Here is a 22332-nt window from a genome sequence, read left to right as displayed (position 1 = left end):
CAATGTCTATTTGGCCGATATGTGCTCTGATCGTACCTCTGTCACAGCGCCGATTCAGCTGGGATGGATCGGTGAAAATGATCGAGGAGGGCAGTGCCTCGGCAGACATGAAACATTTCTACATACTCTCCCATTAGCGTTGTTGTACGACATCCTACTAATGTGCCGGACTGCATTCGTTCTCACAAAAACAATAACGGAGATACCCCTATGACGAGCATGGCTCCACTCGATCATCAGGCCGCTGCGAGACCGCAAAACCTGTTCCTGCGAACGCTGAAACTGCTCGGCCCCGGCATCATCGCCGTGCTGTCGTGGCTTGGCGCGGGCGACCTGATCACGTCCTCGGTGGCCGGCGCGAATTACGGCTACGCCATGATGTGGGTGCTGGCGGTCTCGTTGTTGCTTCGGTACTTGATCGTCAACATCATTGCCCGCTTTCAGCTATGCAATAACCAGGGCATGACCATCCTTCAGGGCTATGCCCAGCTCAATCCGGTGTTTGCCTGGTTCATGCTGGTTTACGCCTTGTTGATGGGGCACTTGATGAACGCCTACATGATCAAGGGGGCAGGCGAGTCGCTGGCGATGCTGTTCAAGATCGATCAGCCATTGCTGTGTTCGGTGGCGGTGGTGCTGGCGGTCTGGATGCTGGTCGGGCGCAACATCTACACGATGATCGAAGGCGTAATGAAACTGCTGCTGGCGATCATGACTCTCGCGTTCATTGCCCTGGCAGTGATGTCCGGCCCGGATGTGACAGGCATCATCAAAGGCACCATTGGTTTCAGCATTCCGCCTGACGAGGGCGTGCACGGCGCGTTGCTGGTGGCGGTATCGGTGATCGGGGCGGTCGCCGGTTCGATCGCCAACTTCGTTCACCCCTACGTCATGCGCCAGAAAGGCTGGATCGGGCCGCAGCACAAGCGCATTCAGCGCAACGATCTGCTGTTTGCGGTGTTCGTCGGGATCATCATCAACCTGGCGATCTGGATCGTCGGTGCGGAAATCCTGCGACCGAACGGTATCGAGGTGAAAACCTTAGGCGATCTGGGCAAGGCACTGGAAATCTACTTCGGTCCGATTGGCTGGTATGTGTTTTTCATCGGCGTGTTCGCGACGTTGTTTGCCAGCATTTCCGGCAAGACCACGGCGTTTCCGATGCTGATCACCGATGCCTTCCAGCACGTTCGCCCTGAGCGGCGCGAGAAGTACGGCAAAGAGTTCCATCACGACCCGATGCACAAGTGGTTCATGCTGTTCATCCTGGTCACGCCGCTGATCTGGTCGATGCCGGGCATGCCGGATTTCGTCACCCTGACCATTGGTGTCAGCGCGTTGAACATCATTGGTTTGCCGGTGATTTCCCTGGGCTTGCTGATCATGTCCAACCAGAAATCGCTGCTGGACAAGCAATACCGCAACAACCTGTTCGAAAACATCGCGCTGTTGTTTGCCACTGGGCTGGCGCTGTGGGTGGCCTTTCAACTGGGCGTTGATCTGTTCACCTGATGACCAGAAATCGAGGGGGCACACGCCCCCTCGAATCGCCGCTTACAACGGCACATCCATCTCGATCCTGCGCCAGGCGGCCTCGGAAAAACTGTACACCGAGAATGCGATCAGCCCCAACGCCATCAGCATCAACAGCACGCCGCCAGCCGGCAGATTCTGCAAAGCATCCAGCGCTTCCTTCATGCCGGGTGGATTCGTTGCCTGGTAAACCGAGCCGCTGACCGCCATCAACAGCGCAATCTCGATAAACACCACACCTCGGGCAATCAAGCCAAAGCGCGACACCGGGCGTACGTAGCGCATCACCTCGTCATCCGCTTCGAAGTACTTCTCGAACGAGGCTTTCCAGCCTTTGATGATGTGGGCGATACCGACACCGAGCGGAATCAGCGCGATCAGGTAAATCAATAGATTCGAATGCTCGAACGACAGCAGATGCGCGAGCAGATCCTTGGTCTTGCCGTCGCCGGAACCGCCCGAACTCCTGAGGCCACTCACCAAAAGGCCCAAGGCAAAGAAGGCCAGCGCCGCGTTGACCATACCGCCAGCAAGCAAGCCTGCACGAATGACCAGACCCTTGAACTCGTTGCCGTGGTGGTCGATGTCACGAATCGCTTGCAGCGCCCGCCAAGCGGCGAAGGCCAGCAGACCGGCGACCACAACGCCGATCAGCACATAGCCGAATGGCTGGCTGAGCAATGCTTCGAGGCTTTTATGGCTGTCTTTTGGTTTGGTGGAGTCATGGGCGGCGAGCAGGGCGAAAATGCCGATGATCAGGTATAGAACACCGCGCGCGGCGTATCCGCCTCGGGCGAGCAGGACAAGGGTGTGTTGAGTGGACATGAGTTTGCTTCCAGGGAATCGATGTGAAGCAGACCCGTGGACGGGGCAGGGGTTCGATTAAGGTTGTGGGTCAGGTCACCCTTGAGTGACGTGCGCCCTTAACGGCCTGCCATTCAACGGATCAAGGATTCGCTCCAGCACTCTGGCGACGGAAGAGCACTGTCACCTGGCCGACCTCAACACCCCACTTGGACATACTGGTGCGGTTGATCAACGTGTCTTCGTCGATCAGGTACATCCAGTCGTCCATGCTCACCTCGTAGGTCGAATCGTCGACGGGCAGGTTCAGGCGATACCGCCAGTGGAAAGCATTTCCTGCAATCTGTCCCTTTGCGACACCGACCACGTCGCCCGCGCGACCGCTCCAGCGGCCATTCTCCTCCGGAGTGAGGGTCCAGATTCGGCGTTGATGGGTACCGTCGCTATACACAAAGCGCTCGTCGAGAATCAGGTTGTTGCCTTCGCGACGACTGACGAGGTCGACCTCGAAACGCTTGGTCACTTCGCCGTTGCGCTTCTGAAACATCCCCCAGGCTTTGACGGGCTGGCTGAAAAACTGCTCCAGACTCAATGCAGGCTGCTGGTCTGCGTACCGAGCAACATCGACACTGCCGCAGCTTGCAATGCTGAGCGACACTACTAATAGCAGCAGAAATCGGGTCATCTTCCTACTCCTTGAGCTTGTACAGTTAACGAGCGCCGTATAGGCCTAGCGCCGTCCGATGAGCTGGAGAAATTCCTGCCGCGTCGTCGAACTATCACGGAAGGCACCGAGCATGACGGAGGACGTCATGACCGAATTTTGTTTCGCGACACCGCGCATCATCATGCACATGTGCCTGGCTTCAATGACCACCGCGACACCGGCGGCATCGGTGATCTGCTGGATGGCTTGAGCAATCTGCTGAGTGAGGTTTTCCTGAATCTGCAGCCGCCGCGCGAACATGTCGACCACCCGCGCCACCTTCGATAGCCCCAACACCCGGCCAGTGGGGATGTACGCCACATGCGCCTTGCCGATAAATGGAAGCATGTGATGCTCGCACAGCGAATAAAGCTCGATGTCGTTGACGATCACCATCTCATCACTTTGCGATTCGAACAGAGCACCGTTGGTCACGTCTTCCAGGCTCAACCCGTAGCCGTCGCAAAGGTATCGCATGGCCTTGGCGGCCCGCTCGGGCGTGTCCCGCAGACCTTCGCGCTCAGGGTTCTCGCCGACGCCAACGAGGATCTCACGGTAATGGCTGGCTAACTCTGGGCTCATTCGGGTTACTCGGGGCGAGTGCTGCGTGAGGGCTAATGTCGGGGGAAAAAATTGTACGTATACAAGGTATCTGTATAGGTTTCATTGAAGATAGGCTGAAAAAGATCACCTGACAACGAATCGGTGGTTTTTTTGTGCAGGCTTGAAATTTCAGACAGGACAAACTCAAGGCAAGGTTCAGTCAGTGGCTTGATACGGGCTGGCAGATGGCTGTTTTGGATCGATAGCTCACGGGGGGGGAATGGCAGCTATCGGCCAATAGCGGTCATCAAGTATCTAGATAAGGCGGTGCAGTTCAATCGGTGGCAATTCAGACACCTAGATTGAACATTGTTGATTGAGAGTGGGCGCATCAACGAAGGTCGCCTCAGTAGGCGACCCTTTCCTTTGGTTTTAATCGGCGTCAGCCAGCACGAGCCTGCGGCGAAGACAAATCGCTGGTCAGCGCAGGTTGAAGACGCAGCGCGATATGTTTGGCGCAGCGGCCATCGACCAGCTCATTAGGGGCGTAAACCGGAGTCATTTCACAAGATGCAGCGCCTGCATGTACTAGCAGCGCCTCATCGACGCAGGCGCAGCACAGCACAAGTCCCGCAAGGCGAGCGCATTCGGCGCAGACGACGATATGCTCGATCGGATCGTGATCATGCGTATGCGAAACCTCAATGTGTGTAGCGTAATGATCCCAAGAGTGGGCACAGCGTATGGTGTCGGCTGATTCGTACTCAGCCGAAGTAATGCGGGTAGTCATGATTGACCCTTCCTCTAAAAAAAGATGTCGGATGTCTTTTTGAAGCGGCGGGTGTTACCGGAGCCTATGTCGGAACTCACTGAGCTCTGGACCGTAGGCGAAGAGTGGTATTCGGTTGCAAGCGATCTCAGCAGCTTTACTGAGACTCATGAAGGCGAGGGCAGCTATTTGTAGGCGATTGATGGCAATGGCTGCTGAAAGGCGATGCGCAAAATTTGTGAAAAGCGATATCCCTCTATGCGATAACCCACGTAGAGTCTTCAATGCTTTGTCGTCAGGCAGCGCTCTACCTACGATTACGGACATCGCGTAATCCAGGTAGCTTTGCTTAAGCTCGTCCTCGATATTGACTGGGAGGATTTCGTAGTGGAGGTCTTTGAGTCCTACTGGGTTGTCGGCCTCTACTGCAACATGCGCTTCGTCGATCAGTCGACTGATCCTGTCTTCAAGAATATGCGCTTCGAGCAGCGCAATCTCGCGAGCTACCTCCTTTTCACCCCAGGACTCAGCCGGAGAAGCATGAGCACTCTCCTCTATGGCTGTGGTGTTGGGTTTAGGGCGGTTCATGGTTAAGTCTACCTTTGGTAGGTGGTGTCGCAGCTCATACTGCGGCCTCCAATATATGCTTTAGAGAGAGGCCAATTCAACCTGTTTAAATGACTGCTTCTGGCCGAAAGCGGTCATTCATAAGCGTCTGCTTTCGGCCATTAGCAGCCATTCATGATCGGCGACAATGGCCAAACCAGACGATGAAAATTTAATAGAAAGCAGGGGACAGATGCCTGGTTCTGGCCCGTCCTGGTGGTTACGAGGCAGATACCGAATCATTGCCTACCATCAAGCCTGCAAGTTAATCTGCATAAGCGCCAGCATGCTGGCAAAAGGACTTGTCGGCTCGTCATGTTTCCAGCGTCAGTGACCAGTTTGAACGCCGGAGCCTTCGCGGCCGCCGACAAGCAATCTCATCCACCTTATGGGGCGCTTAGACAGACCATTTGGTGTCTACCCAAAGGTAGGCGGTAGAACATGTCAAAATCAACTCCACTTGCCACGCTCCTTCAGAATCGCGGCGCGCTCTTACAGATACTGGTCGCCGCCGTTATCTTGGCGATCGGTGTAAATCTGCTTTCATCGGCGATTGAAGATTCGCTTTCGAGTAAGTCAGCTCTGTGGGGACTCTCATTCCTACTCTTAGGGGTAAGCGCGATTTTGTTGGCAAAGCAAACAATTCCATCGCGGCACGTTAATCGCGACATGTCTGGATTTCTAATTTTTCGTACTGAAACAAAAGAGCTAATAGAGGTCCCCCGATACGACTATAGTCAGAAATTTAAGTCGTTTCTTGAGGGCCTGTTCGCTGAAAATTCTGCGCCCAAGGGATTGTGGAATTCAGATTTCGTAGATAAGGCGTTTAACATTGATGTCAAGACAGGTAAGGGAGGAATGAGGCAAACCGAAGCCGGGCAATTAATAGTCGAAGCTACAGAGTACTATGTACTGGAACTGCTTTCGACGCATTTGTCGGATTACTTCAACCAATCTGAACTTGCATCGGAACAGTTACAGGAATTATCTCGCGAGGATGTTCCCGACATCTTATTCAAGAACCGATTCCTTGATACGTTTTCTCGGCCTATGCGAGAGCGAGCAGCATTTGTAAATGACTCAAAAAATGACTCCATGCTCTCGCGAGCGATTTTGTCTTACGGCCCAAACGGTATTCGCTATTCACGATTTGACCTAACATTGCCGGTGGGAGCTCAAGTAAAGCGACTCTCTCCTAGTTCTATTTCAATCGAAACTCCCAAATTCAAACTCAAGATGACTATTGATTTTAGGGGGTTTTCAGCAAGCCTTCCGTACGATTTCACCAATTTGTATTTGGGAGGAGTAAATTTCTCAGATGTTCGTGCGTATGAGATCAAGTTATCAACAAATGTAGAGTTTAGACCTCGGGCACTTCTGTCGCGGTCAGGCTGGGACTACCACGCGTGGCTTGATTCGTTCTTGGCAAAGCTCGAGAGTCGATTTGACGGTGATGAGTTCCTTAAGGAAATAAACTGGGAAGCCGCTGCGACAGTCGCGCGAGTGGTACACCAAAAGCTACGACCAGTCGATGGTTACCCCACAAAAAACGGTCCTGCTTCGATGCAGAAGACAGATGGTATAAGCGAAAGTGGAATAGATTAGTAGCATAGTCTACGGAGGCGAATTCACTCAGACCGGCGATCATATATTTAGCGCCAGGAGAACAAGAGGGGACGGATTTATTTTTAGATAATAAGTCCGCCCTTTTTTTTCAGAGATATACCTAGTGGGCAGTCAGTTAAATCCCCATCAACTTTGGATAAAAAAGCGAGCTAGATAAGCGGCCGCAACGAAAGACAATAAAACAGGTATTCCAACTTCAATCAGTAGAACCCTGAGATTTTGAGATTTCAAGAGCAGTCTAAAACGATTATCAAAACGCCCAAGCGATTCAGGCACTCGATTATTGGTAATTACGCTCTCAGTTGCCTCTAACGCTTGGCGTACCTGCAGGATGTTTTTAGCTAGACTTTGTATTGATATACTTATCGAGCCGGCGACCGTCATATCAGCCCTCTGCAACCCGTCTATATGACGTTCTATTGCAGAAACGCTCTCGTCAACTTTTGAAACCAGTTTCTCGTATGCAACCATCGAACGCGACTCTTGCAGCCACCAAGTATAAAGCGTTGACTGTTTTGGATTATCAGGATAGTCAGCGCCTACAGCTCCATATCTTCCACCTGTCACAAAAGCCAATCTTGTTCCGGTTATGCGAATTGTCCATTCTGAATATAGCTCATAGCAGTACCACAGATAGTGTACAAAATTATAGAACAACAATACTGTTAACCCTATCATAAGCTTGAGCGGTGTAACTCCCGTAAGCTTGACTCCAAATAACGAAATATCTGCGCCGGGCTGGATTTCACCAACGATTAGTACAATTACTACCAGAGAAACCAACAAAAGATTACGTCGCAATTTGGAGGCTGTTTCTGAAATATCGAATCCCACTGGTTCTCCTAAAATCTTCGATATCTCTGATCTTGATGGATGTTCTCTCACCATTATTTCCTCTAAGAATTCGTTGTAAGCAGTCATAACTCAAACAAGCTCAGATAGCCGCCATTGGGACGCTAGCGTCTGACTGTAGATCAAACTTGACCATCACTCGCCAGTCATCTGCTCCATCAGTACCAAGCTTCGGCTTGCGCAGTGGGTGCTGCAAATCATCCCGCCGCGCAGCTGTTAAGTCGAGTCGATCGGCGTTCTGATGCAAAAAACTAAGTCCTATGAGAGGGTGCATTATAGGAATGGGGCCGGTTAACTTATCAGGCATACCGACCGCTTCTAGCCGTCACCGGCCGCTTGAAAGCGTCAGCTAATGGTCGGAAGCTGACGGTCGGCTTGGCTCCGTTTCAGATTGAGCAAGCCGGTCTCTCACCCAACCTCTCTACCAACCTTACGAGATAACCGTCGGGATCCTGGACGATGAATTCTCGCTGGCCTACTTCTACATTTTCAGCCCGATACCAAGTGTCTTTGCATTCTTGATAGAGTGGAAATCCAGTCTGAGCAAGTTTTTGGATGATGGGTGCGACAGCCTCAACATCAATTTGTAGGTTGATGCCTCTTCCAAACGGCTTAGTCAACGGCGCAGTCAGCCATTGACCCGCGTCCGAATCAACCTGCTCAAGCATCACTTGAGCACAATTCAAATCAAGGTATGCAAATCCATCTTCCGGGCGTTGATAAGCTATTTTGAACCCCAAGCAAGAAACCCAAAAAGCCAGACTGCTATCTAGGTTGGTGACCATTAACTCCGGAACCAGTTTGTTACGTTCGAACATGAGATGACTTCCATTTCAAAAGGCTAATTATTGCAGGCGAGCAGGTTCTGCACTTTTCGCTTCGATGCCACAACAGGATCGTGGCGAGCCTGATGATGCATGGTCGGGTGGGGATTATCGAGTCGGGTTGAATGGCCGTTTTTGGCCGACACCTGCCGCTCACGGGCGATATCTCTGGGCCAAGAGGCGCCTATTGATTACATTTTTGGGCGCGCAGAATCAGGAAGCCGGCAATGACAATCAAAACAATTCCAGCCCATGTAAAGGTGTCCGGCGTTTCCTGGAACAGTACATAACCCCAAAGGCAGGCGAAAACCAGGTACGCATAATCGAAAGTCCCGATAAGTGCTGGAGGCGCAACCTGGTAGGCCTTGGCGGTAGCCGTATTTATGAAAATCAGGGCGCAGGCGTAACAGAAGATAAAAAGCATCTCCTGCCAACCGGGCGTCTGCCAGGGAGAGAGTAGAAATGCAGCACCAGCGACTGTGGACTCACTGACCATCAGCGATGCGCCGCCTCCGATTACGGCGGCGAAAAGAAAAGCGATATTCAAGCCCAACGCCAATACCAGTGGATGTTCATTGCGACAATGTCGACGTGTCACAACCATCGCGACCGCGTAGAAAACAGCCGCAATCATATGTAGCAGAGTTGCAAGGACGAAAACATCTGATCCCGGGCGTAACACTGTGGCGACACCCGCGAAACCTATTCCTATCGCAACCCAACCTCGCAGTGATAACGGCTCACTTCCGTAAAGGGTGGAGAAAAGCGCTATGAAAAGGGGAGTTGTGTAGATCGCCACGGCAGCCACTGATAACGGGATCAACGGTAACGCCGAGTAGTACGTTACCCACATTAACAACAGCAGAATGCTCCTGATTGCCACCCAAAACATCGAGGCAGTTGAGTATCGACCCGATCTGACGTCCCTTGCGAGCCAGGCTACAAGGGTGGGCACCGACAGGCAGGAGACGATGAGGAACAACTGCCAGAGTGGAAGTCTGGCGCTGAAATATTTTACTGCTGCATCGGCCAGCGAAAGGAGAAAGACAGCAGCGCTTATTAGCAATATGCCCTTGGCAACACTGTCGCCGCTTGCACTGTACTTGCTCACGAATCGCACTCCTGTTCCTTCAGTGAACTGAGAATTTAACAGACGGTGGCGAATTCTCGGGGCAAATGGCCGACATGCCAGACGGCGATTTTCATTCCTGACCGTTGTCCGCTTCTGGCCATAAGCAACCGTTCAAGGCCGCTCGTTTTTCAGGCGGCAGAGGCCCATCCCGTCGCCGCTACTTGGCGCTCACCGTCCACAACTGATCCAGCTTCGTCGTATAACTCTGGCTCATAAGCTCCCGACGCATCGCCCATCCAGGTGCTGTAGGCACGCTGGCTACACGCAGCACTCCCTTTCCCCAGCGACCATTGATCTCATCCAGCACACCCATCACCTTGTCTGCCATCGCCGGCTGGGATTGCGCGAACAGGTCATCGGTGAATTCGCCAGGCTGGCGCAGATCCATCAGCAGCACTTCCGCCTTGCTGTACTTGTAGCCGGGACGGAAGAGACGATTGACCGCTTCGGTCGCAGCCTTCGTCATCAGCCGCACGTCGTTGGTCGGGTACGGTAACTCCACCAAGGCGCCATTGGCATATTTCGCTTCCTCAGGATTGAACATGCCGGTGCGAATGCTCACGCGGATCTTCTTGCACAGCGAGTTTTGCGCTCGGAGCTTTTCCGCTGCGCGCTGGGTGTAGGTGGCGACGGCCTCTTTGATCGGCTCGATCTGCGTGAGCCGGTTGCCGAACATCCTGCTGCAGCAGATCTCCTGCTTGGGCGGGTCAGCTTCACCCAGTTCCAGGCATGAGGTGCCGGCGAGTTCGCGAGCGGTTTTCTCGATCACCACGCTGAATTTCTGCCGAAGCATCCACGGGTCGGCTTTCGCCAGGTCCATCGCCGTCTTGATGCCCATTGTTTCCAGGTGCGCCTTCATGCGCCGGCCGACGCCCCAGACCTCGCCGACGTCGGTGTTGCGCAGCGTCCAGTCCCGTTTGAACGGATCGCACAGATCCACCACGCCGCCAGTGATGTCCAGCAGCCGTTTGGCTGTGTGGTTGGCGAGTTTGGCCAGAGTCTTCGTCCGTGCAATACCCACTCCGACTGGAATGCCGGCGCGCTTGAGAAGTGTTGAGCGCATGTGCCTGCCAAGCGCGGACAGATCTCCGGGCATGCCAGTCAAATCGGCAAATGCCTCATCGATGCTGTAGACCTCAAGTGCCGGCACCATCGATTCGATGATGGTCATGACGCGCTCGCTCATGTCGCCGTACAGCGCGTAATTACTGCTGAAGGCCACGATTCCATGCCGGCGTAGACGGTCTTTGATCTGAAAGTACGGCTGACCCATTTTCACGAAAGGCTTGGCATCGTAACTACGCGCGATCACACAGCCGTCGTTGTTGGACAGCACCACGATAGGGGTCTTTGCCAGGTCTGGCCTGAAGACGCGCTCGCAGCTCGCGTAAAACGAGTTGCAGTCGATGAGTGCAAAAACCGGTTCACGCATGGTCATGATCACGGACGCTGTATTTCACGACACCCCAGATCACCAGCTCATCACCTTCCATGACATGTCTCGCCGGGTATTTCGGATTCTCCGACAAAAGCATCACCGCGTTCTCGCGCAAAAGCAGGCGCTTGCAGAATGGCTCCGAGTTCAACGCAGCAATGACGATATCGCCACTGACCGCCTCGATGCTCCGATCGACGATCACCATATCCCCGGAATAGATGCCCGCGCCTTGCATGCTGTCGCCATCGATCCTCACCAGATACACGTGCGGCGCCCGGATATCGAACAGCTCATCCAGGGAAATGTGCTTTTCGATGTGGTCCGCCGCAGGGGAGGGAAAGCCCGCCGATACCCTGGAGGAATAAAGGGGCAGCTTTTTACCGCCAGTAGCGAGGGGGCCGAGAAGGATGATGCTCATGATGCAAGCCTTAGGAGGTTAACTGTACGTACATACAGTTAACGATTTGGTTCGCTTGCGGTCAATCTCATAGGCACCACAATTCGACGGGTGACAGCATGTGCGGACGCTACTCGATCTACGAATCGATGGATCACTACCTCAAGGAGCTCGCGTCAAGGCAGTTGGTGATCAATGGCTATGACCTCTGGCCCGTTGAGCGATACAACGTCGCACCGTCGACGCGGGTGGAAATCATCCGGCCGGTTAGGGAGGGCTTGAGCATTGACAAGGTCAGATGGGGATGGGCGCCTTTCTGGGCGAAGGGAAAGCGTCCTGACCCGATCAACGCAAGAGTCGAGACCGTCATCACCGGCAGGTTTTTCAATCAGCTCTGGCCAAACGGCCGCGTAGTCGCGCCGGCGAACGGCTGGTTCGAGTGGGTCAAGGACGAAGAGGATCCGAAGAAAAAGCAGCCGTATTTCATCACCCTGAAAGAGCAGATTCCGATGTTCTTCGCAGGGTTGGCCGAGGTGCACGAAGCTCTGGAACCGGACGAACGGGACGGCTTCGTCATCATCACCGCGGCGAGCGATGAAGGCATGGTCGATATCCACGACCGCAAGCCCCTGGTCTTGGCGCCTGAGCATGCGCGTGAATGGATCGACCCCAATACCTCACCTGAACGCGCTCGCGAATTAGCCATGGAGCACTGCAGGCCGGCAACGGATTTCCATTGGTACAAGGTTGGCAAGGATGTGGGGAACGTGCGTAACCAAGGCCCGCAGCTCATTCAGCCGCTCTCCTTGGCCTCGGATGTCGACGATTGATAAACCAGCGGTGGAAAAATCGACGTGGCTGGCTCAGCTGCAGCAACATCGGGCAATGAGGAGGAAAACCGCCGAGCATAGCGGCGAAGAACTGTGGAAAGGGCGGTTGCCTGTCGGTGCCGAGGCAACCCCGATGACGTATGTTTCTCCAAAGAGTGGCCGACAATATCTGGTCGTCAGCGCTGGCGGTAATTCGGCGACGACGCAGAAGGGTGATTACGTGGTGGCATATGCGCTGCCGCAGTGAAGGAAGGGGAAAACTGATGGGTAAACGTTTATCAAGAGTGATCGCATTGACAGGATTACTGGCAGGACAAGCGCTGGCCGCCGAAGACAATGGCCTGGTGGTACGCATCGCGCAACTTGAAATCGACCCTGCACAGGTTGCTGCCTATCAAGCCGCAGTCAAAGAAGAGATCTCTGAGTCGACTCGAGTAGAGCCCGGCGTCATATCCATCTACGCCGTGGCCGAAGTCGACCGTCCAAACTGGTTTCATTTTTTCGAAATCTACGCCAGCGACTCGGCATATCGAAGCCATATCGAATCGCCGCACTTCAAAAAGTACGCTGTTACTACGAAATCGATGATTCTGTCGAAGCGCCTGATTGAAACCACCCCGGTCGAGCTTGGTTCACGGTCTGGCCGATAACCGGCTGCGCGCTGGTCAAGTTGATTTCTCAATGGAGCAAAGTGAATGAAAAATTTCAAGGTGATGGCGATTGCCCTGGCGGGACTGGCGTATTTTGCGGCGGGCAGTTGTCGGGTGATGGCATCGGACGCAGAGTCTGCCGCACCACCGGCCTACTATGTCGCCGAGTTTGAAGTTACCGATCCCGAGGGGATGAAGCCTTACAGTGCGCAGGTCGAATCAACTTTCAAACCCTATGGCGGACATTTCATCGTGCGAGGCGGAAAAACCATTTCGCTTGAAGGTGAAGCACCAAAGCGTCACCGTGTGGTCATCGAGTTCGCGAGCGTCGAAAAAGCCCAGGCTTGGTACAACTCCGCGCAGTACACAGAACTGAGGAAAGTCCGCCAGCGTTCAGCCAAGACGGACGTCTACTTGATCGAGGGAGTACCGGCGCGGTAGTTCCGACTTTGTAAATTTAGGATATTGTTTAGCGGGAAGCCCCGATCAATAGCAGAAGAGAGATTTCATGTCCAAACTCGCAGAATTCCGCCAGCTCGAAAAACACCTCGCCGAACAGCTTCAGGCTCTCGAAGCCCTCAAGGGTGACGCAGGCCTCAAGAAAGAAATCGAGTTCGAAACCAAACTGCGTGATTTGCTCGCAAAGTACGGTTACAGCTTGAAGGACGTGATCAATGTGCTCGATCCACAGGCAGGTCGCCGCGCTCCAGCTGTCGAGTCCAAAGCGGGTAGCCGCAAGCCTCGCCAGTTGAAGGTCTATAAAAACCCGCACTCCGGCGAAGTGGTAGAGACGAAGGGCGGCAATCACAAGACGCTCAAGGAGTGGAAGACAAAGCACGGCGCCGCGACCGTAGAGTCTTGGCTGACCAAGTGAAGTTCACGGGCCATTACTCCTGCGCTGCCAGCGCAGCAATCAATTCGTGGGTGGTCACGATTGAGTGAGCGAAAGTCGGCCCGTTCAGGTCGTGGGCGGCGTGCATCATTTCCGGACGGAAAGCGGCGGTCGCGTCACGCACTAAGGTGACGTGGTAGCCCAATTCCGAGGCGTAGCGGGCGGTCGCTTCGATGCAGGTATTGGCGAGCAGGCCGACGATGATGACGTGGGTGATGCCTTTCTGCTTCAGGCGAAAATCGAGGTCGGTATTGGCAAAGCCGCTGGCGCCCCAATGTTCCTGTACGACGATGTCGCCGTCCTTCGGCGCGAAATCGGGATGCCATTCACCGCCCCATTCACCGCGTGCGAAGTGGTGCATGTGCATGATTTTGCATTGGGTCGGCGTTGGATGGTCCCAGCCTTCGTAGTCGCCGTGTTCCCAGCGGTGGTGCGGCACAATAACCACCGGAATGTTCTGCGCTCGTACGGCGCGATCGAGGGCCCGCAGGTTGTCGAGCAGCCCGACCTGGTCGGCAATCGGCTTGATCAAGGGGAAGACCTTGCCGTTTTCCGAGAGGAAATCGTTGTACGGATCGACCAGCAGATAAGCGGTGCGGTTCGGCGGATAGAGGGTGTTAGACATGACGATGTACTCCAAACAAGTTGAGTGACCGGTGCCGTGGGCTCGCCCGGGGCATCGTGTTGGTAGTCGCTTTGTCAGGCTGTGGTGGACTCTCGTGCCACCTGCCTGAGGATGTGTTCGTATTCCTTCACTGAATGCGATCCGGACACCAACTCACGACCGTTCAGCCCCATGGCCGGGACCGAGTTAATTCCGCGTTCAAGGTAGAAACCTTCAAGTTCACGGACCTCGCTAGCGAACGCCTCGCTAGTCAAAATCTCGCGGGCGCGGGTGGTTGAAAGTCCTGCTTCACCGGCCAGGCGCACCAATGTTTCGTGATCGCTGGGGTTCTGGCCGTGGGTGAAATATGCCTCGAGCAGGATTTTCTTCAGCGCAACCTGGCGGCCTTCCTGCACGGCCCAGAGCAGAAGGCGATGGGCATCGAAGGTGTTGTAGAAATGGCTGCGCTTTTCCAGGTCGAACTGAAAACCGATGGCTTTGCCACGCGCGATGATCATTTCATTGCGCGAGGCAACTTCTTCGGCGCTGCGACCGTATTTGCGCATCATGTGCTTGATGGCGTGCTCGCCCTCGGCCGGCATGTCCGGGTTCAGTTCGAAAGGCTTGAAGGTCAACTCCACAGCAACTTCGCTGGCAACATTTGCGATGGCTTGTTCCAGCGCTGTGGCGCCGAGTGCGCACCAGGGGCACACCACATCCGACACAAAGTCGATCCTGACAGGAAAAGTCATTTTTTCGACTCCGTCAGCTGTTGGCGGTACTCAGTGGTGGTGATTCCGGCATAGCCCCAGTTATCGGTATCGACCTCTTCAATGACGATATGCGTGAGGTGCGGATCCTTGTTGAGCACTGTTTGCATGGTTCTGGTTATTTCGGCGATGACTTGGGATTTCTGTTCCTTGGTGACGCCATCGCGGGTGATACGAACGCTGATGAAAGGCATGGGGAAGTCTCCTGTTGGCGCCCCATCGACATGATGAGGTGAGCAGTGGGATGGACTTTAAAGTGTCGCTTTCAGTGGATAAATCAGGGGCGGAGAACATCACTTGTGACGCTGTGTAATCAATACATCTGCAGAAGGTAAATCGCCCTCCCTGGCGGCGGCCGCAGGGGAGGGCGAATGCTACGGCAGGAGGAATGAATCAGTTCTGCGCTTTGCTCATGTGGGTGAAAAGCTCGGTGGGCACTTTCTTGCCGTTGGAAAGGTATTGGTTGCTTCTGAACTTGTAGACCTCGCCTTCAGAAAGAAAACCATCGTGGTTGGTGTCCATCGCTTGAAATTCTTCACCGCCCTGAGGTGCCACAGCCAGGAGTTCTTTGAGAGAGACGCGACCATCATGGTCGGTATCTGTGCGAGCGAAAGAGTCGTCACCACACTTGCCTTCACCGCACTTGCCTTCGGCTGTCACGGACTTGTCGCTGGCTTGGCTGGCACCGCATTTGCCTTCGCCACACTTGCCTTCGCCGGCCTTGTCCGCCGATGCCAGTTGATAGCCTTGGGACAACGGCTCAACAGCAAAAGCCGCAGACGATGCCAGGCTCATGCCACCGGCTAAAGCGATAGCGGCCAGGCCAAGACTTTTTTTGTTCGAGAAAGATTTACGGTACATGGTGATTCTCCAGATACTTTGCGCGGCCGGGCCGCGGTTCACGCCACAGGGCGAATAAACCCGCAAGGAAGCTCTAGGCGAAGTGGGAAAAGCCTTGAATTACAGGGCTTATGCGCGCAAGCGGCTTCCACTTCGACAGGGCGACCTTATTCGGGTAAGGCTTATTTAGCCGGAGTCATGTATCCATGATGTATCAAGCGAGAGATGCATTTGTAAGCCAATCCCAAGACTTCGCGTGCAGGTACATAGAGATACAAAAGCTGACCTCGGCCTTTGATCACTCGTCAGGACTACGGCCTTGAAACCGGTGTCGCTGCTACGCCGACGGCAGCTTGCTGATGAAGCTTGCGCAGCAGAACCAGCGCGTCGGCAACGAAGCCGGTCACGTCTGATGCACCAGCCTCCGCAGCCAAAGCGTGCAACTGCGCCCGTCCATCCATGTCAGGGAAGTGCTCGATCCGCTGCAACAAACGGAACGCGAGAGGGCTGACCTGGGAGAATTGCACCTGGCCACTCGGCACACGGCTGATCAGCAGCAACGTCGGTTGTTCTGGCGGTTCAGAAGGCAGATAACCTGGCCCAAGACGATGTACGGCCCAGGTGTAAGCCAACGGCCAGACGAGCGGGGAAAGCCTGAGGGGGCGGGCGAGTAACTGTTCCGCATCACTGGCTTTTAACGGCGCAGCGTCCAACTGTTGCAGCGCCATCTCCACCCACTCGTAATGGGCCAATTCAGGCAAGAACGGGTACCAGGGATGCTCAAAGCCAGGCGCGTCCTCCAGGCTCGCTACGAAGTCTACAAACTCACGAGCAATTTCTCCGAAACGTGGCGTTTGCGCGCGGTAGTCACGCAAAAAACGTCGGACCAGCGCACGCCAGCCAGCATCGCCCAACACGGCAACCAGTACCGGAAACGTTCCGCCCAGCAAACTCAGGAGATTATTGAACACCAGGTTGAGATAGACCTGTGCTCTTGCGGGATTCATCTGCGCAGGCGGCGCGTAACTGTCCGGGTCACGCAGGTAACGGGTCAGCGCGAGCTGCTGACTGTGCAAACTTGCAGTGGAGTCAGCCATCGACGGTCACCCGCACCAAAGCGTCCGCGTCGCGCTGCAACCGCCTGATGGTATTCAGCTCAGCCACAAGTTCGTCGTAAGACGGAAAGTTGAAATCGCGCTCCAGCAGCGTTGGCTTTACACCAAAGAGGCCATAAGCCTGTTCCAGCAATGACCAGACTACCGGTTTGACCGAAGCACCATGGGTGTCGATTATCAGGTCATCGGCTTCGTCGTAATGCCCAGCCACGTGCATGGCGACTACGCGTTCTGGTTCCACGCCGGCCAGGAAAACCGTTGGATCAAACCGATGGTTCACTGAGTTGACGTACACATTATTAACGTCGAGCAACAGGTCGCAATCGGCCTCGCGAAGTACTGCATTGGTGAACGTAAGTTCGTCCATATCCTGATGAGCAGCGGCGTAATAAGAGACGTTCTCTACGGCAAGACGGCGGCCGAGGATGTCCTGTGCACGACGGATGCGCGCAGCCACGTGATGAACCGCCTCCTCAGTAAATGGCAACGGCAGCAGGTCGTATAGATGGCCATCGTCACTGCAGTAACTCAGGTGTTCGCTATAAAACGGCACGTGGTAGCGATCGAGAAATCCTCGTACTTGCTCAAGAAAAGACTCGTCCAGAGGCGCACTGCCACCTAGCGACAGTGACAGGCCATGGCATGACAACGGGTAGCGTTCAGCTAGCGACTGCAGAGCATCCCCATGAGCGCCGCCGATGCCGATCCAGTTCTCTGGAGCAACCTCTAGAAAATCGAAATCCCCAACGGGGGCGTCACGAAGTGTTTTGAGTAGTGCGCGGCGCAATCCGAGTCCAACGGTCGCCTCACGAGGGGGCTGTGGAGCTAACGATATTGATGATGAAATGTTCGTTTGCATTCGCTTGATTCTCCGACTCGATGTAACTGACGAAAGCAATGTCGATTCAGCGTGCATTCAAACGCTGGATACACCGATGGATAAATGCATCCAGGCTCAGCTTGCCGGCGCCTGTGAACAGCAGCGGCACAAGTGCTACGAGGTAGATCAAGGGCAGCTTGTAATTGCCGTAGCCTTGGTTGCTGATGGAGTAGCCTCTTGCGAGTTCGCTCAACGTCGACCAGTCTGCTGGCCAGTGAACTGCGGCAGTTGCCACGACGGTGACCACGATGAGGATCAGTGCTGAAAGACGTGTTCCCAGACCTACAAGCAAAGCAATGGAACAGAGCAGTTCTGCCCACATTGATAACTGCCAATTGAACGTAGCGGGCAGCTGATTGAAGGGAAAAGGAAAGGCACCTTGAATGCTTGGGAACCAGTTCTCACCGTTCCACTTTTCCCACCCGGCCTCAAAAAACTCCCACGCCAGAAAAACGCGCAGGCTTAAAGGCGCGATCCAGTCTCCGACGCGATCGAGGTTAAGGTGCAGCCGATTCAAGACCGATGACGTGTTTGTTTGCATTGATTTAAACCTCCGACTTGTCGTCAAGAAAGTGGAAGCATTTCAGGTGCTCCCAATGAGAGGTGCCAGGCACGGTACCCACTGCGCTGGCCGTGACCGTAGTTCATCGGGTTGGTGTATCTCGCTTGTGTCTTGCGCTGCTGGAAGCTCAATGTTGTGTAACGCGTCCGCCTCTATACACACTTGGATACAGACCAATACCCGACAATGGTTGTGGCAAGGTTTGATTCATTCGAGATGTCACGTCCAACTGAACACCGTTGTTCCAAATGCGTCGAAGAAGGCTAAGCCACTCTCGTTCCCAGCCAATGAGTTCAACTTCCTGATGCTCACAAACCTTTGGTATGTCGTCCTGCCATCCACGCAATTGACCGACGAACTTGCGGCAGTACGCTTGCTTGGTCAGCCATTCGTTGCCTTTCGTGATGACAAAGGGACGGCGCATCTTCTATCCGATGTCTGTGTCCATCGTGGTGGCTCGCTTTCGGCCGGCGCCAAAGTCGGGGAGAGCGTGCAGTGTCCCTACCACGGGTGGCGGTTCGGAGCGGATGGCATCTGCACCCATATCCCGGCACAGCCGGATTTGCGCATCCCCGCCAAGGCTCGAGTCGATGCCTATCCCACACTTGAACGCTACGGCTGGGTCTGGGCATTTCTCGGCGATCTGCCCGAGCACGAAAGGCCGCCGCTACCCGTGCTCGACTGGATAGATGACGCGAACATTCGTGTGGTTCCCGGGTATTTCGACTGGGAGGCAAGTTGGGATCGGGTCATTGAGAACGGGCTCGACTTTGCGCACGCGCCATTCGTTCACGGCAGCACGTTCGGCGACCCTGATCATCCTGAGATCGATGCATTTGAAGTGGATGGCGATGCATGGAGTGGGCGCGCGAAGATGATCATGCGGCGCCCAAAACGCACCGGGTTATTTCGACGTAAATCTGCGACTGAGCGGGTGAGCGTGGAGACGATTCCAGGCTTTCATCTGTCTGGCCCGTGCACGACGCTGGAACTTGAATTGCCGAATGGGTGGCGAATCCACATTGTCTCGGCGCATGTCCCCATTGATGCCAACCGCACGCGAACCTGGTGGATGATGGGCCGTACATTCCTCCGATCCCCCCTGTTTGACCGACGTTTTGTTGCCAGCAATATTCGGATCTTCGAGCAGGATCATGAAGTGCTGAAAAACGTCCGGCCAGAACGTGTACCGGATTCCTGGCAGCAGGAAGTGTCGTTGAAGTCGGATGCGTTGCAGATTTTCTTCAGGCGTCGTGTGAAAGAGTTGGAGCAGAACGGCTGGCGTATCGATGAAGACCGACTTGGACGAGAATTTACGGGGCGAAAGGCGTGCGCGGTGCCGAGCCCCGGACGTCGGCAGGCGCGTGCCTGGGCGATTGAGACCATCCCGCTGACGCAGGTTGAAGCAGTCGAAGACGCTTCAAAGCTGTAGCGGGATTGCGCCTGAAATCACGCGCCGTACCGTTTCCTATCTGTGCTGAACAGCCTAGGGGATCAAACGCATCTCCCGCAGTTTGTCGAACACGTCAAAAAACGCCTGATCGCTCGCCTGGTAGGCAGTGAAACCCATCATGCGGCTTTTCGACATGTCCGTGACCACTTCGATCGGGCGACCAAGATCTGCATCGGTATGCCATGGGGAAATCAGGCGACTGATATCGGATTCTTGCAAATCGTGTTCGGCAACTATCTGCGTCCATACGGCTTGGTCGTCTGCCATCTGCTTCTCCAGAGGAGAGGGTGACGCAGGATAATCAGCAGCAGGCAAGTCGAAGTATTCGGCAATTCGGCCCCACATCCATTTCCAGCGAAATACGTCGCCATTGGTGACATTGAACGCCTGGTTAGCCGCAGCCGGAGTGGTGGCCGCCCACAGTTGTTGTTTCGCCAACTGCCGCGCGTCCGTCATATCGGTGAGGCTGTCCCACTGCACCCTCGATCCGGGAAACACAAAGGGGCGATTGGTGTGTTTGCACACCGAGGCATAGACGGCGAGGGTGGTTGCCATGTTCATCGCATTGCCCACGGCCACCCCGGTGACGGTGTGCGGGCGATGGACGCTCCAGGTGAAGCCGTCCTGTTCAGCAGCGGCGAAGAGTTCGTCTTCCTGGGCGTAATAGAAATTCTCGACGTCCAGACGACCTTGTTCCTCGCGAAACGGTGTCTGCGGAAGGCTGCCTTTACCATAGGCTTCGAACGGGCCGAGGTAGTGCTTCAGGCCAGTGACCAGTGCTACGTGTTCGACGCTCTTGGCTGGGCGAACCGCAGCGAGCACGTTGCGTACCATGGCGGCGTTAACCCGAATGTTCTCGGCTTCTGTGGCTTGCCGTGACCATGTGGTAATGAACACGTGAGTGGGTTTCAAATCCCTCAGCGCCTGTTCCAGCGACGCCGGGTCCTGAAGATCTGCCGCGACAGGGATCACGCCTTGCGCTTGCGATGGATGCCTCGAAAGGGCGGCGACCTGCCATTTGTTGTCGATGAGTAACTGGGTGATGGCGCTGCCGACAATGCCGCTGGCGCCCACGACTAAAGCTGTCTGGGTCATAGGTTTCTCCTGGATTTGAGTTTGGGAGTCCGTGTGGGCAGCAGAGGTTCAACCGGAAAATCCGTTAGAGTGTTCGCTACTCCCTGTAGAAGTCTGTGAACAATGACTCGTCCGCTGTTTGTTTCTCTGGATGGCCCCAAAGGCGTCGGCAAAACCTCGCTGTTGGAGGCGATCACTGAAGCCCTGAGGGCAGGCAACCAGAAAGTCATCCGACTGTGCGAGAAAAAAAGCGACCCGTTCAGGGGCGAGACAATGCATCTGGTGAACCGGCTCGCCCGACATCCTGACCGGGATCTGGAACTCGAAGTCTGCCAACGCCTGGCTGATAGCCGCCGCTGGATCTCCCGGCACGTGCTGCCCAGACAACCCACCGAGAGCATCATCCTGATCGATCGCTGGTACCCGTCCGAGGCCGCCTTTCGCCGGACAGTCCCGTTTGCAGAAATCCTGCAGCTCAATATTGATCGCAATGTCCAAGTGCCCGACCTGCTTGTCGGGGTGGTCACAGCTCCGGAGATTTCGTGGGCGAGGGCAGGGGCACGACGGCGCGGCCTGAGCAGCACTGTGCTTCGGGGGCTTGAGGAGCATGCCGCTTGCACTCAGGCGTTCGAGCAAGCCGCTGCCGATCAGGGTTGGTTTTTGTGCCGGAATGAGGGAACGATCGAGGAGGCGACGAGGCGGGTGGTCGTGGAGATCAATCAGGTGATGAGCCGCCGGAATATTCCCTTGGTCTGATGCGTGAGCACGCGCGCGAATCTGCGCCGCCGACGAGCGGTGCAAATATTACAAAGTATTTCACCGCTCAGCGAGGTCAAGTAGTCAGGTTTATTCAGAGGTTTCAAGATGAGATTTGCACGTTTTTGCCAGGCACTTTCCAACTGGGCGGGTAGCCCGAAGACCTTTTTGACAGCGATCCTCCTGATCGTCGCCTGGGCGGGAACAGGGCCATATTTTCACTACAACGACACCTGGCAACTCATCATCAACACGTCGACCACGATCATTACGTTCCTGATGGTGTTCCTCATTCAAAACACCCAGAACCGCGACAACGACATTTTGCATTTGAAGATTGATGAGCTGATACGCGCCACCAACGAAGCGCAGAACGCCACGCTGGGTCTGGAGAAGATGGAGGCGCGCGAGCTGAGAAAACTTCGGGATCGGTATCGTGCGCTGGGTGAATCGAGTGAAATTGATGTAGAGCCGATCCATGATAATGGCGCTCGTTAGGATTTCGAGTGGTGGTCTTTTTTCTGTCGCTATCGTGACGGTTCACAAGCGGCAATATTTTTGATCTTCATGATCGCTCAGTGCTCGTGGACAATCCGCGCTCTGTTCCGAGGTAGTTCAGCGTGGGCGAATCCCTCGCAAAACCATCGTTTGACTGAGCGCGGCGACCGAAAAGATT

General features: G+C 54.8%; 27 protein-coding genes and 1 pseudogene. 10 read left to right on the top strand and 18 right to left on the bottom strand.

Annotation, left to right across the window (positions count from 1 at the left end):
- Positions 1-219: 219 nt before the first annotated feature.
- Complete coding sequence (locus tag LIS66_RS13830; RefSeq protein WP_416220759.1) at positions 220-1512, top strand: Nramp family divalent metal transporter; 1293 nt, start codon at positions 220-222, stop codon at positions 1510-1512.
- 42 nt (positions 1513-1554) lie between these two features.
- Here the strand turns inward: LIS66_RS13830 and LIS66_RS13825 are convergent, their stop codons facing one another.
- The 5 genes and pseudogenes from LIS66_RS13825 to LIS66_RS27965 all read right to left on the bottom strand — a co-directional run.
- The gene (locus LIS66_RS13825; protein ID WP_227972363.1) at positions 1555-2358 is read right to left on the bottom strand and encodes a DUF1206 domain-containing protein; all 804 of its coding nucleotides are present in this window, start codon (positions 2356-2358) and stop codon (positions 1555-1557) included.
- A 121-nt stretch (positions 2359-2479) separates the two neighbouring features.
- Positions 2480-3022: a DUF3833 domain-containing protein gene (locus LIS66_RS13820; RefSeq protein WP_227972362.1), complete on the bottom strand. Its 543-nt coding sequence runs from the start codon at positions 3020-3022 to the stop codon at positions 2480-2482.
- A gap of 45 nt (positions 3023-3067) precedes the next feature.
- Positions 3068-3625, bottom strand: coding sequence for a GTP cyclohydrolase I FolE (folE, locus tag LIS66_RS13815; protein ID WP_064362399.1), 558 nt, complete (start codon positions 3623-3625; stop codon positions 3068-3070).
- Positions 3626-4028: 403 nt separating this feature from the next.
- Positions 4029-4376, bottom strand: a complete 348-nt coding sequence (locus LIS66_RS13810; RefSeq protein ID WP_227972361.1) for a hypothetical protein — start codon at positions 4374-4376, stop codon at positions 4029-4031.
- A gap of 273 nt (positions 4377-4649) precedes the next feature.
- Positions 4650-4802 (bottom strand): annotated as a pseudogene (locus tag LIS66_RS27965) (hypothetical protein); the annotation flags it as partial.
- A gap of 600 nt (positions 4803-5402) precedes the next feature.
- Here LIS66_RS27965 and LIS66_RS13800 point away from each other — a divergent pair.
- Positions 5403-6566, top strand: coding sequence for a hypothetical protein (locus tag LIS66_RS13800; protein WP_227972359.1), 1164 nt, complete (start codon positions 5403-5405; stop codon positions 6564-6566).
- 147 nt (positions 6567-6713) lie between these two features.
- Here LIS66_RS13800 and LIS66_RS13795 read toward each other — a convergent pair whose 3' ends face one another.
- The 5 genes from LIS66_RS13795 to LIS66_RS13775 form a co-directional block, all read right to left on the bottom strand.
- Positions 6714-7508, bottom strand: a complete 795-nt coding sequence (locus LIS66_RS13795; protein WP_227972358.1) for a hypothetical protein — start codon at positions 7506-7508, stop codon at positions 6714-6716.
- Between the two features lie 317 nt (positions 7509-7825).
- Positions 7826-8257: a bleomycin resistance protein gene (locus LIS66_RS13790; RefSeq protein WP_227972357.1), complete on the bottom strand. Its 432-nt coding sequence runs from the start codon at positions 8255-8257 to the stop codon at positions 7826-7828.
- 190 nt (positions 8258-8447) lie between these two features.
- Positions 8448-9374 (bottom strand): DMT family transporter, encoded by a 927-nt coding sequence (locus LIS66_RS13785; protein ID WP_227972356.1) that lies wholly within the window; start codon positions 9372-9374, stop codon positions 8448-8450.
- 178 nt (positions 9375-9552) lie between these two features.
- Positions 9553-10833, bottom strand: a complete 1281-nt coding sequence (gene umuC, locus LIS66_RS13780) for a translesion error-prone DNA polymerase V subunit UmuC (protein WP_227972355.1) — start codon at positions 10831-10833, stop codon at positions 9553-9555.
- On the bottom strand, positions 10820-11251 hold the full coding sequence (locus LIS66_RS13775) for a LexA family protein (RefSeq protein WP_227972354.1): 432 nt from the start codon (positions 11249-11251) through the stop codon (positions 10820-10822). The genes umuC and LIS66_RS13775 overlap by 14 nt, the downstream gene beginning before the upstream one ends.
- Before the next feature lie 98 nt (positions 11252-11349).
- On the opposite strand from LIS66_RS13775, the gene LIS66_RS13770 reads away from it, so the two are divergent.
- The 5 genes from LIS66_RS13770 (at position 11350) to LIS66_RS13750 (ending at position 13584) form a co-directional block, all read left to right on the top strand.
- Complete coding sequence (locus LIS66_RS13770; protein WP_227972353.1) at positions 11350-12060, top strand: SOS response-associated peptidase; 711 nt, start codon at positions 11350-11352, stop codon at positions 12058-12060.
- Complete coding sequence (locus LIS66_RS13765) at positions 12047-12307, top strand: hypothetical protein (RefSeq protein ID WP_227972352.1); 261 nt, start codon at positions 12047-12049, stop codon at positions 12305-12307. The genes LIS66_RS13770 and LIS66_RS13765 overlap by 14 nt, the downstream gene beginning before the upstream one ends.
- A 16-nt stretch (positions 12308-12323) precedes the next feature.
- On the top strand, positions 12324-12710 hold the full coding sequence (locus LIS66_RS13760) for a putative quinol monooxygenase (protein ID WP_227972351.1): 387 nt from the start codon (positions 12324-12326) through the stop codon (positions 12708-12710).
- A gap of 45 nt (positions 12711-12755) precedes the next feature.
- Entirely contained in the window at positions 12756-13151 is a 396-nt protein-coding gene (locus tag LIS66_RS13755) for a DUF1330 domain-containing protein (RefSeq protein WP_227972350.1), read from the top strand.
- Between the two features lie 67 nt (positions 13152-13218).
- Positions 13219-13584 (top strand): histone-like nucleoid-structuring protein, MvaT/MvaU family, encoded by a 366-nt coding sequence (locus tag LIS66_RS13750; protein WP_042609978.1) that lies wholly within the window; start codon positions 13219-13221, stop codon positions 13582-13584.
- Between the two features lie 13 nt (positions 13585-13597).
- Here the strand turns inward: LIS66_RS13750 and LIS66_RS13745 are convergent, their stop codons facing one another.
- From LIS66_RS13745 to LIS66_RS13715, 7 genes are all read right to left on the bottom strand, one after another.
- Positions 13598-14227 (bottom strand): isochorismatase family cysteine hydrolase, encoded by a 630-nt coding sequence (locus tag LIS66_RS13745; RefSeq protein WP_227972349.1) that lies wholly within the window; start codon positions 14225-14227, stop codon positions 13598-13600.
- Between the two features lie 74 nt (positions 14228-14301).
- The gene (locus LIS66_RS13740) at positions 14302-14958 is read right to left on the bottom strand and encodes a DsbA family oxidoreductase (protein WP_227972348.1); all 657 of its coding nucleotides are present in this window, start codon (positions 14956-14958) and stop codon (positions 14302-14304) included.
- The gene (locus LIS66_RS13735; protein WP_042609975.1) at positions 14955-15170 is read right to left on the bottom strand and encodes a tautomerase family protein; all 216 of its coding nucleotides are present in this window, start codon (positions 15168-15170) and stop codon (positions 14955-14957) included. Before LIS66_RS13735 ends, LIS66_RS13740 begins: the two co-directional genes overlap by 4 nt.
- A 199-nt stretch (positions 15171-15369) precedes the next feature.
- Positions 15370-15837: a hypothetical protein gene (locus LIS66_RS13730; protein ID WP_042609974.1), complete on the bottom strand. Its 468-nt coding sequence runs from the start codon at positions 15835-15837 to the stop codon at positions 15370-15372.
- 290 nt (positions 15838-16127) lie between these two features.
- Positions 16128-16913, bottom strand: coding sequence for a DNA-binding domain-containing protein (locus LIS66_RS13725; RefSeq protein ID WP_042609973.1), 786 nt, complete (start codon positions 16911-16913; stop codon positions 16128-16130).
- Complete coding sequence (locus LIS66_RS13720) at positions 16906-17790, bottom strand: DUF692 domain-containing protein (RefSeq protein WP_227972347.1); 885 nt, start codon at positions 17788-17790, stop codon at positions 16906-16908. The genes LIS66_RS13725 and LIS66_RS13720 overlap by 8 nt, the downstream gene beginning before the upstream one ends.
- Positions 17791-17836: 46 nt before the next feature.
- Positions 17837-18352: a DoxX family protein gene (locus LIS66_RS13715; protein ID WP_042609971.1), complete on the bottom strand. Its 516-nt coding sequence runs from the start codon at positions 18350-18352 to the stop codon at positions 17837-17839.
- Between the two features lie 151 nt (positions 18353-18503).
- Between LIS66_RS13715 and LIS66_RS13710 the strand changes: the two genes are divergently transcribed.
- Positions 18504-19805 (top strand): aromatic ring-hydroxylating oxygenase subunit alpha, encoded by a 1302-nt coding sequence (locus tag LIS66_RS13710; RefSeq protein WP_227972346.1) that lies wholly within the window; start codon positions 18504-18506, stop codon positions 19803-19805.
- A 54-nt stretch (positions 19806-19859) separates the two neighbouring features.
- Here the strand turns inward: LIS66_RS13710 and LIS66_RS13705 are convergent, their stop codons facing one another.
- Positions 19860-20921: an SDR family oxidoreductase gene (locus tag LIS66_RS13705; protein ID WP_227972345.1), complete on the bottom strand. Its 1062-nt coding sequence runs from the start codon at positions 20919-20921 to the stop codon at positions 19860-19862.
- A gap of 102 nt (positions 20922-21023) precedes the next feature.
- Between LIS66_RS13705 and LIS66_RS13700 the strand changes: the two genes are divergently transcribed.
- Entirely contained in the window at positions 21024-21656 is a 633-nt protein-coding gene (locus LIS66_RS13700) for a dTMP kinase (protein ID WP_227972344.1), read from the top strand.
- 108 nt (positions 21657-21764) lie between these two features.
- The gene (locus LIS66_RS13695) at positions 21765-22154 is read left to right on the top strand and encodes a low affinity iron permease family protein (protein ID WP_042609968.1); all 390 of its coding nucleotides are present in this window, start codon (positions 21765-21767) and stop codon (positions 22152-22154) included.
- The last annotated feature ends 178 nt before the right edge of the window (positions 22155-22332 follow it).

Source organism: Pseudomonas sp. HN2, from assembly GCF_020736465.1.
Classification (GTDB): domain Bacteria; phylum Pseudomonadota; class Gammaproteobacteria; order Pseudomonadales; family Pseudomonadaceae; genus Aquipseudomonas; species Aquipseudomonas moraviensis_A.
Note: the sequence above shows the minus strand (reverse complement) of the source record. Positions and strands in the feature narration are given on the sequence as shown.

Bases quoted from the DNA above. Each gene is read 5' to 3' on its own strand.
- umuC (WP_227972355.1), bottom strand. From the start codon at position 10,833: ATGACCATGCGTGAACCGGTTTTTGCACTCATCGACTGCAACTCGTTT.
- LIS66_RS13775 (WP_227972354.1), bottom strand. From the start codon at position 11,251: ATGAGCATCATCCTTCTCGGCCCCCTCGCTACTGGCGGTAAAAAGCTG.
- LIS66_RS13820 (WP_227972362.1), bottom strand. From the start codon at position 3,022: ATGACCCGATTTCTGCTGCTATTAGTAGTGTCGCTCAGCATTGCAAGC.
- LIS66_RS13745 (WP_227972349.1), bottom strand. From the start codon at position 14,227: ATGTCTAACACCCTCTATCCGCCGAACCGCACCGCTTATCTGCTGGTC.
- LIS66_RS13715 (WP_042609971.1), bottom strand. From the start codon at position 18,352: ATGCAAACAAACACGTCATCGGTCTTGAATCGGCTGCACCTTAACCTC.
- LIS66_RS13830 (WP_416220759.1), top strand. From the start codon at position 220: ATGGCTCCACTCGATCATCAGGCCGCTGCGAGACCGCAAAACCTGTTC.
- LIS66_RS13790 (WP_227972357.1), bottom strand. From the start codon at position 8,257: ATGTTCGAACGTAACAAACTGGTTCCGGAGTTAATGGTCACCAACCTA.
- LIS66_RS13770 (WP_227972353.1), top strand. From the start codon at position 11,350: ATGTGCGGACGCTACTCGATCTACGAATCGATGGATCACTACCTCAAG.
- LIS66_RS13765 (WP_227972352.1), top strand. From the start codon at position 12,047: ATGTCGACGATTGATAAACCAGCGGTGGAAAAATCGACGTGGCTGGCT.
- LIS66_RS13700 (WP_227972344.1), top strand. From the start codon at position 21,024: ATGACTCGTCCGCTGTTTGTTTCTCTGGATGGCCCCAAAGGCGTCGGC.
- LIS66_RS13800 (WP_227972359.1), top strand. From the start codon at position 5,403: ATGTCAAAATCAACTCCACTTGCCACGCTCCTTCAGAATCGCGGCGCG.
- LIS66_RS13760 (WP_227972351.1), top strand. From the start codon at position 12,324: ATGGGTAAACGTTTATCAAGAGTGATCGCATTGACAGGATTACTGGCA.
- LIS66_RS13750 (WP_042609978.1), top strand. From the start codon at position 13,219: ATGTCCAAACTCGCAGAATTCCGCCAGCTCGAAAAACACCTCGCCGAA.
- LIS66_RS13705 (WP_227972345.1), bottom strand. From the start codon at position 20,921: ATGACCCAGACAGCTTTAGTCGTGGGCGCCAGCGGCATTGTCGGCAGC.
- LIS66_RS13730 (WP_042609974.1), bottom strand. From the start codon at position 15,837: ATGTACCGTAAATCTTTCTCGAACAAAAAAAGTCTTGGCCTGGCCGCT.
- LIS66_RS13755 (WP_227972350.1), top strand. From the start codon at position 12,756: ATGAAAAATTTCAAGGTGATGGCGATTGCCCTGGCGGGACTGGCGTAT.
- folE (WP_064362399.1), bottom strand. From the start codon at position 3,625: ATGAGCCCAGAGTTAGCCAGCCATTACCGTGAGATCCTCGTTGGCGTC.
- LIS66_RS13810 (WP_227972361.1), bottom strand. From the start codon at position 4,376: ATGACTACCCGCATTACTTCGGCTGAGTACGAATCAGCCGACACCATA.
- LIS66_RS13735 (WP_042609975.1), bottom strand. From the start codon at position 15,170: ATGCCTTTCATCAGCGTTCGTATCACCCGCGATGGCGTCACCAAGGAA.
- LIS66_RS13795 (WP_227972358.1), bottom strand. From the start codon at position 7,508: ATGACTGCTTACAACGAATTCTTAGAGGAAATAATGGTGAGAGAACAT.
- LIS66_RS13725 (WP_042609973.1), bottom strand. From the start codon at position 16,913: ATGGCTGACTCCACTGCAAGTTTGCACAGTCAGCAGCTCGCGCTGACC.
- LIS66_RS13710 (WP_227972346.1), top strand. From the start codon at position 18,504: ATGTTGTGTAACGCGTCCGCCTCTATACACACTTGGATACAGACCAAT.
- LIS66_RS13740 (WP_227972348.1), bottom strand. From the start codon at position 14,958: ATGACTTTTCCTGTCAGGATCGACTTTGTGTCGGATGTGGTGTGCCCC.
- LIS66_RS13720 (WP_227972347.1), bottom strand. From the start codon at position 17,790: ATGCAAACGAACATTTCATCATCAATATCGTTAGCTCCACAGCCCCCT.
- LIS66_RS13695 (WP_042609968.1), top strand. From the start codon at position 21,765: ATGAGATTTGCACGTTTTTGCCAGGCACTTTCCAACTGGGCGGGTAGC.
- LIS66_RS13825 (WP_227972363.1), bottom strand. From the start codon at position 2,358: ATGTCCACTCAACACACCCTTGTCCTGCTCGCCCGAGGCGGATACGCC.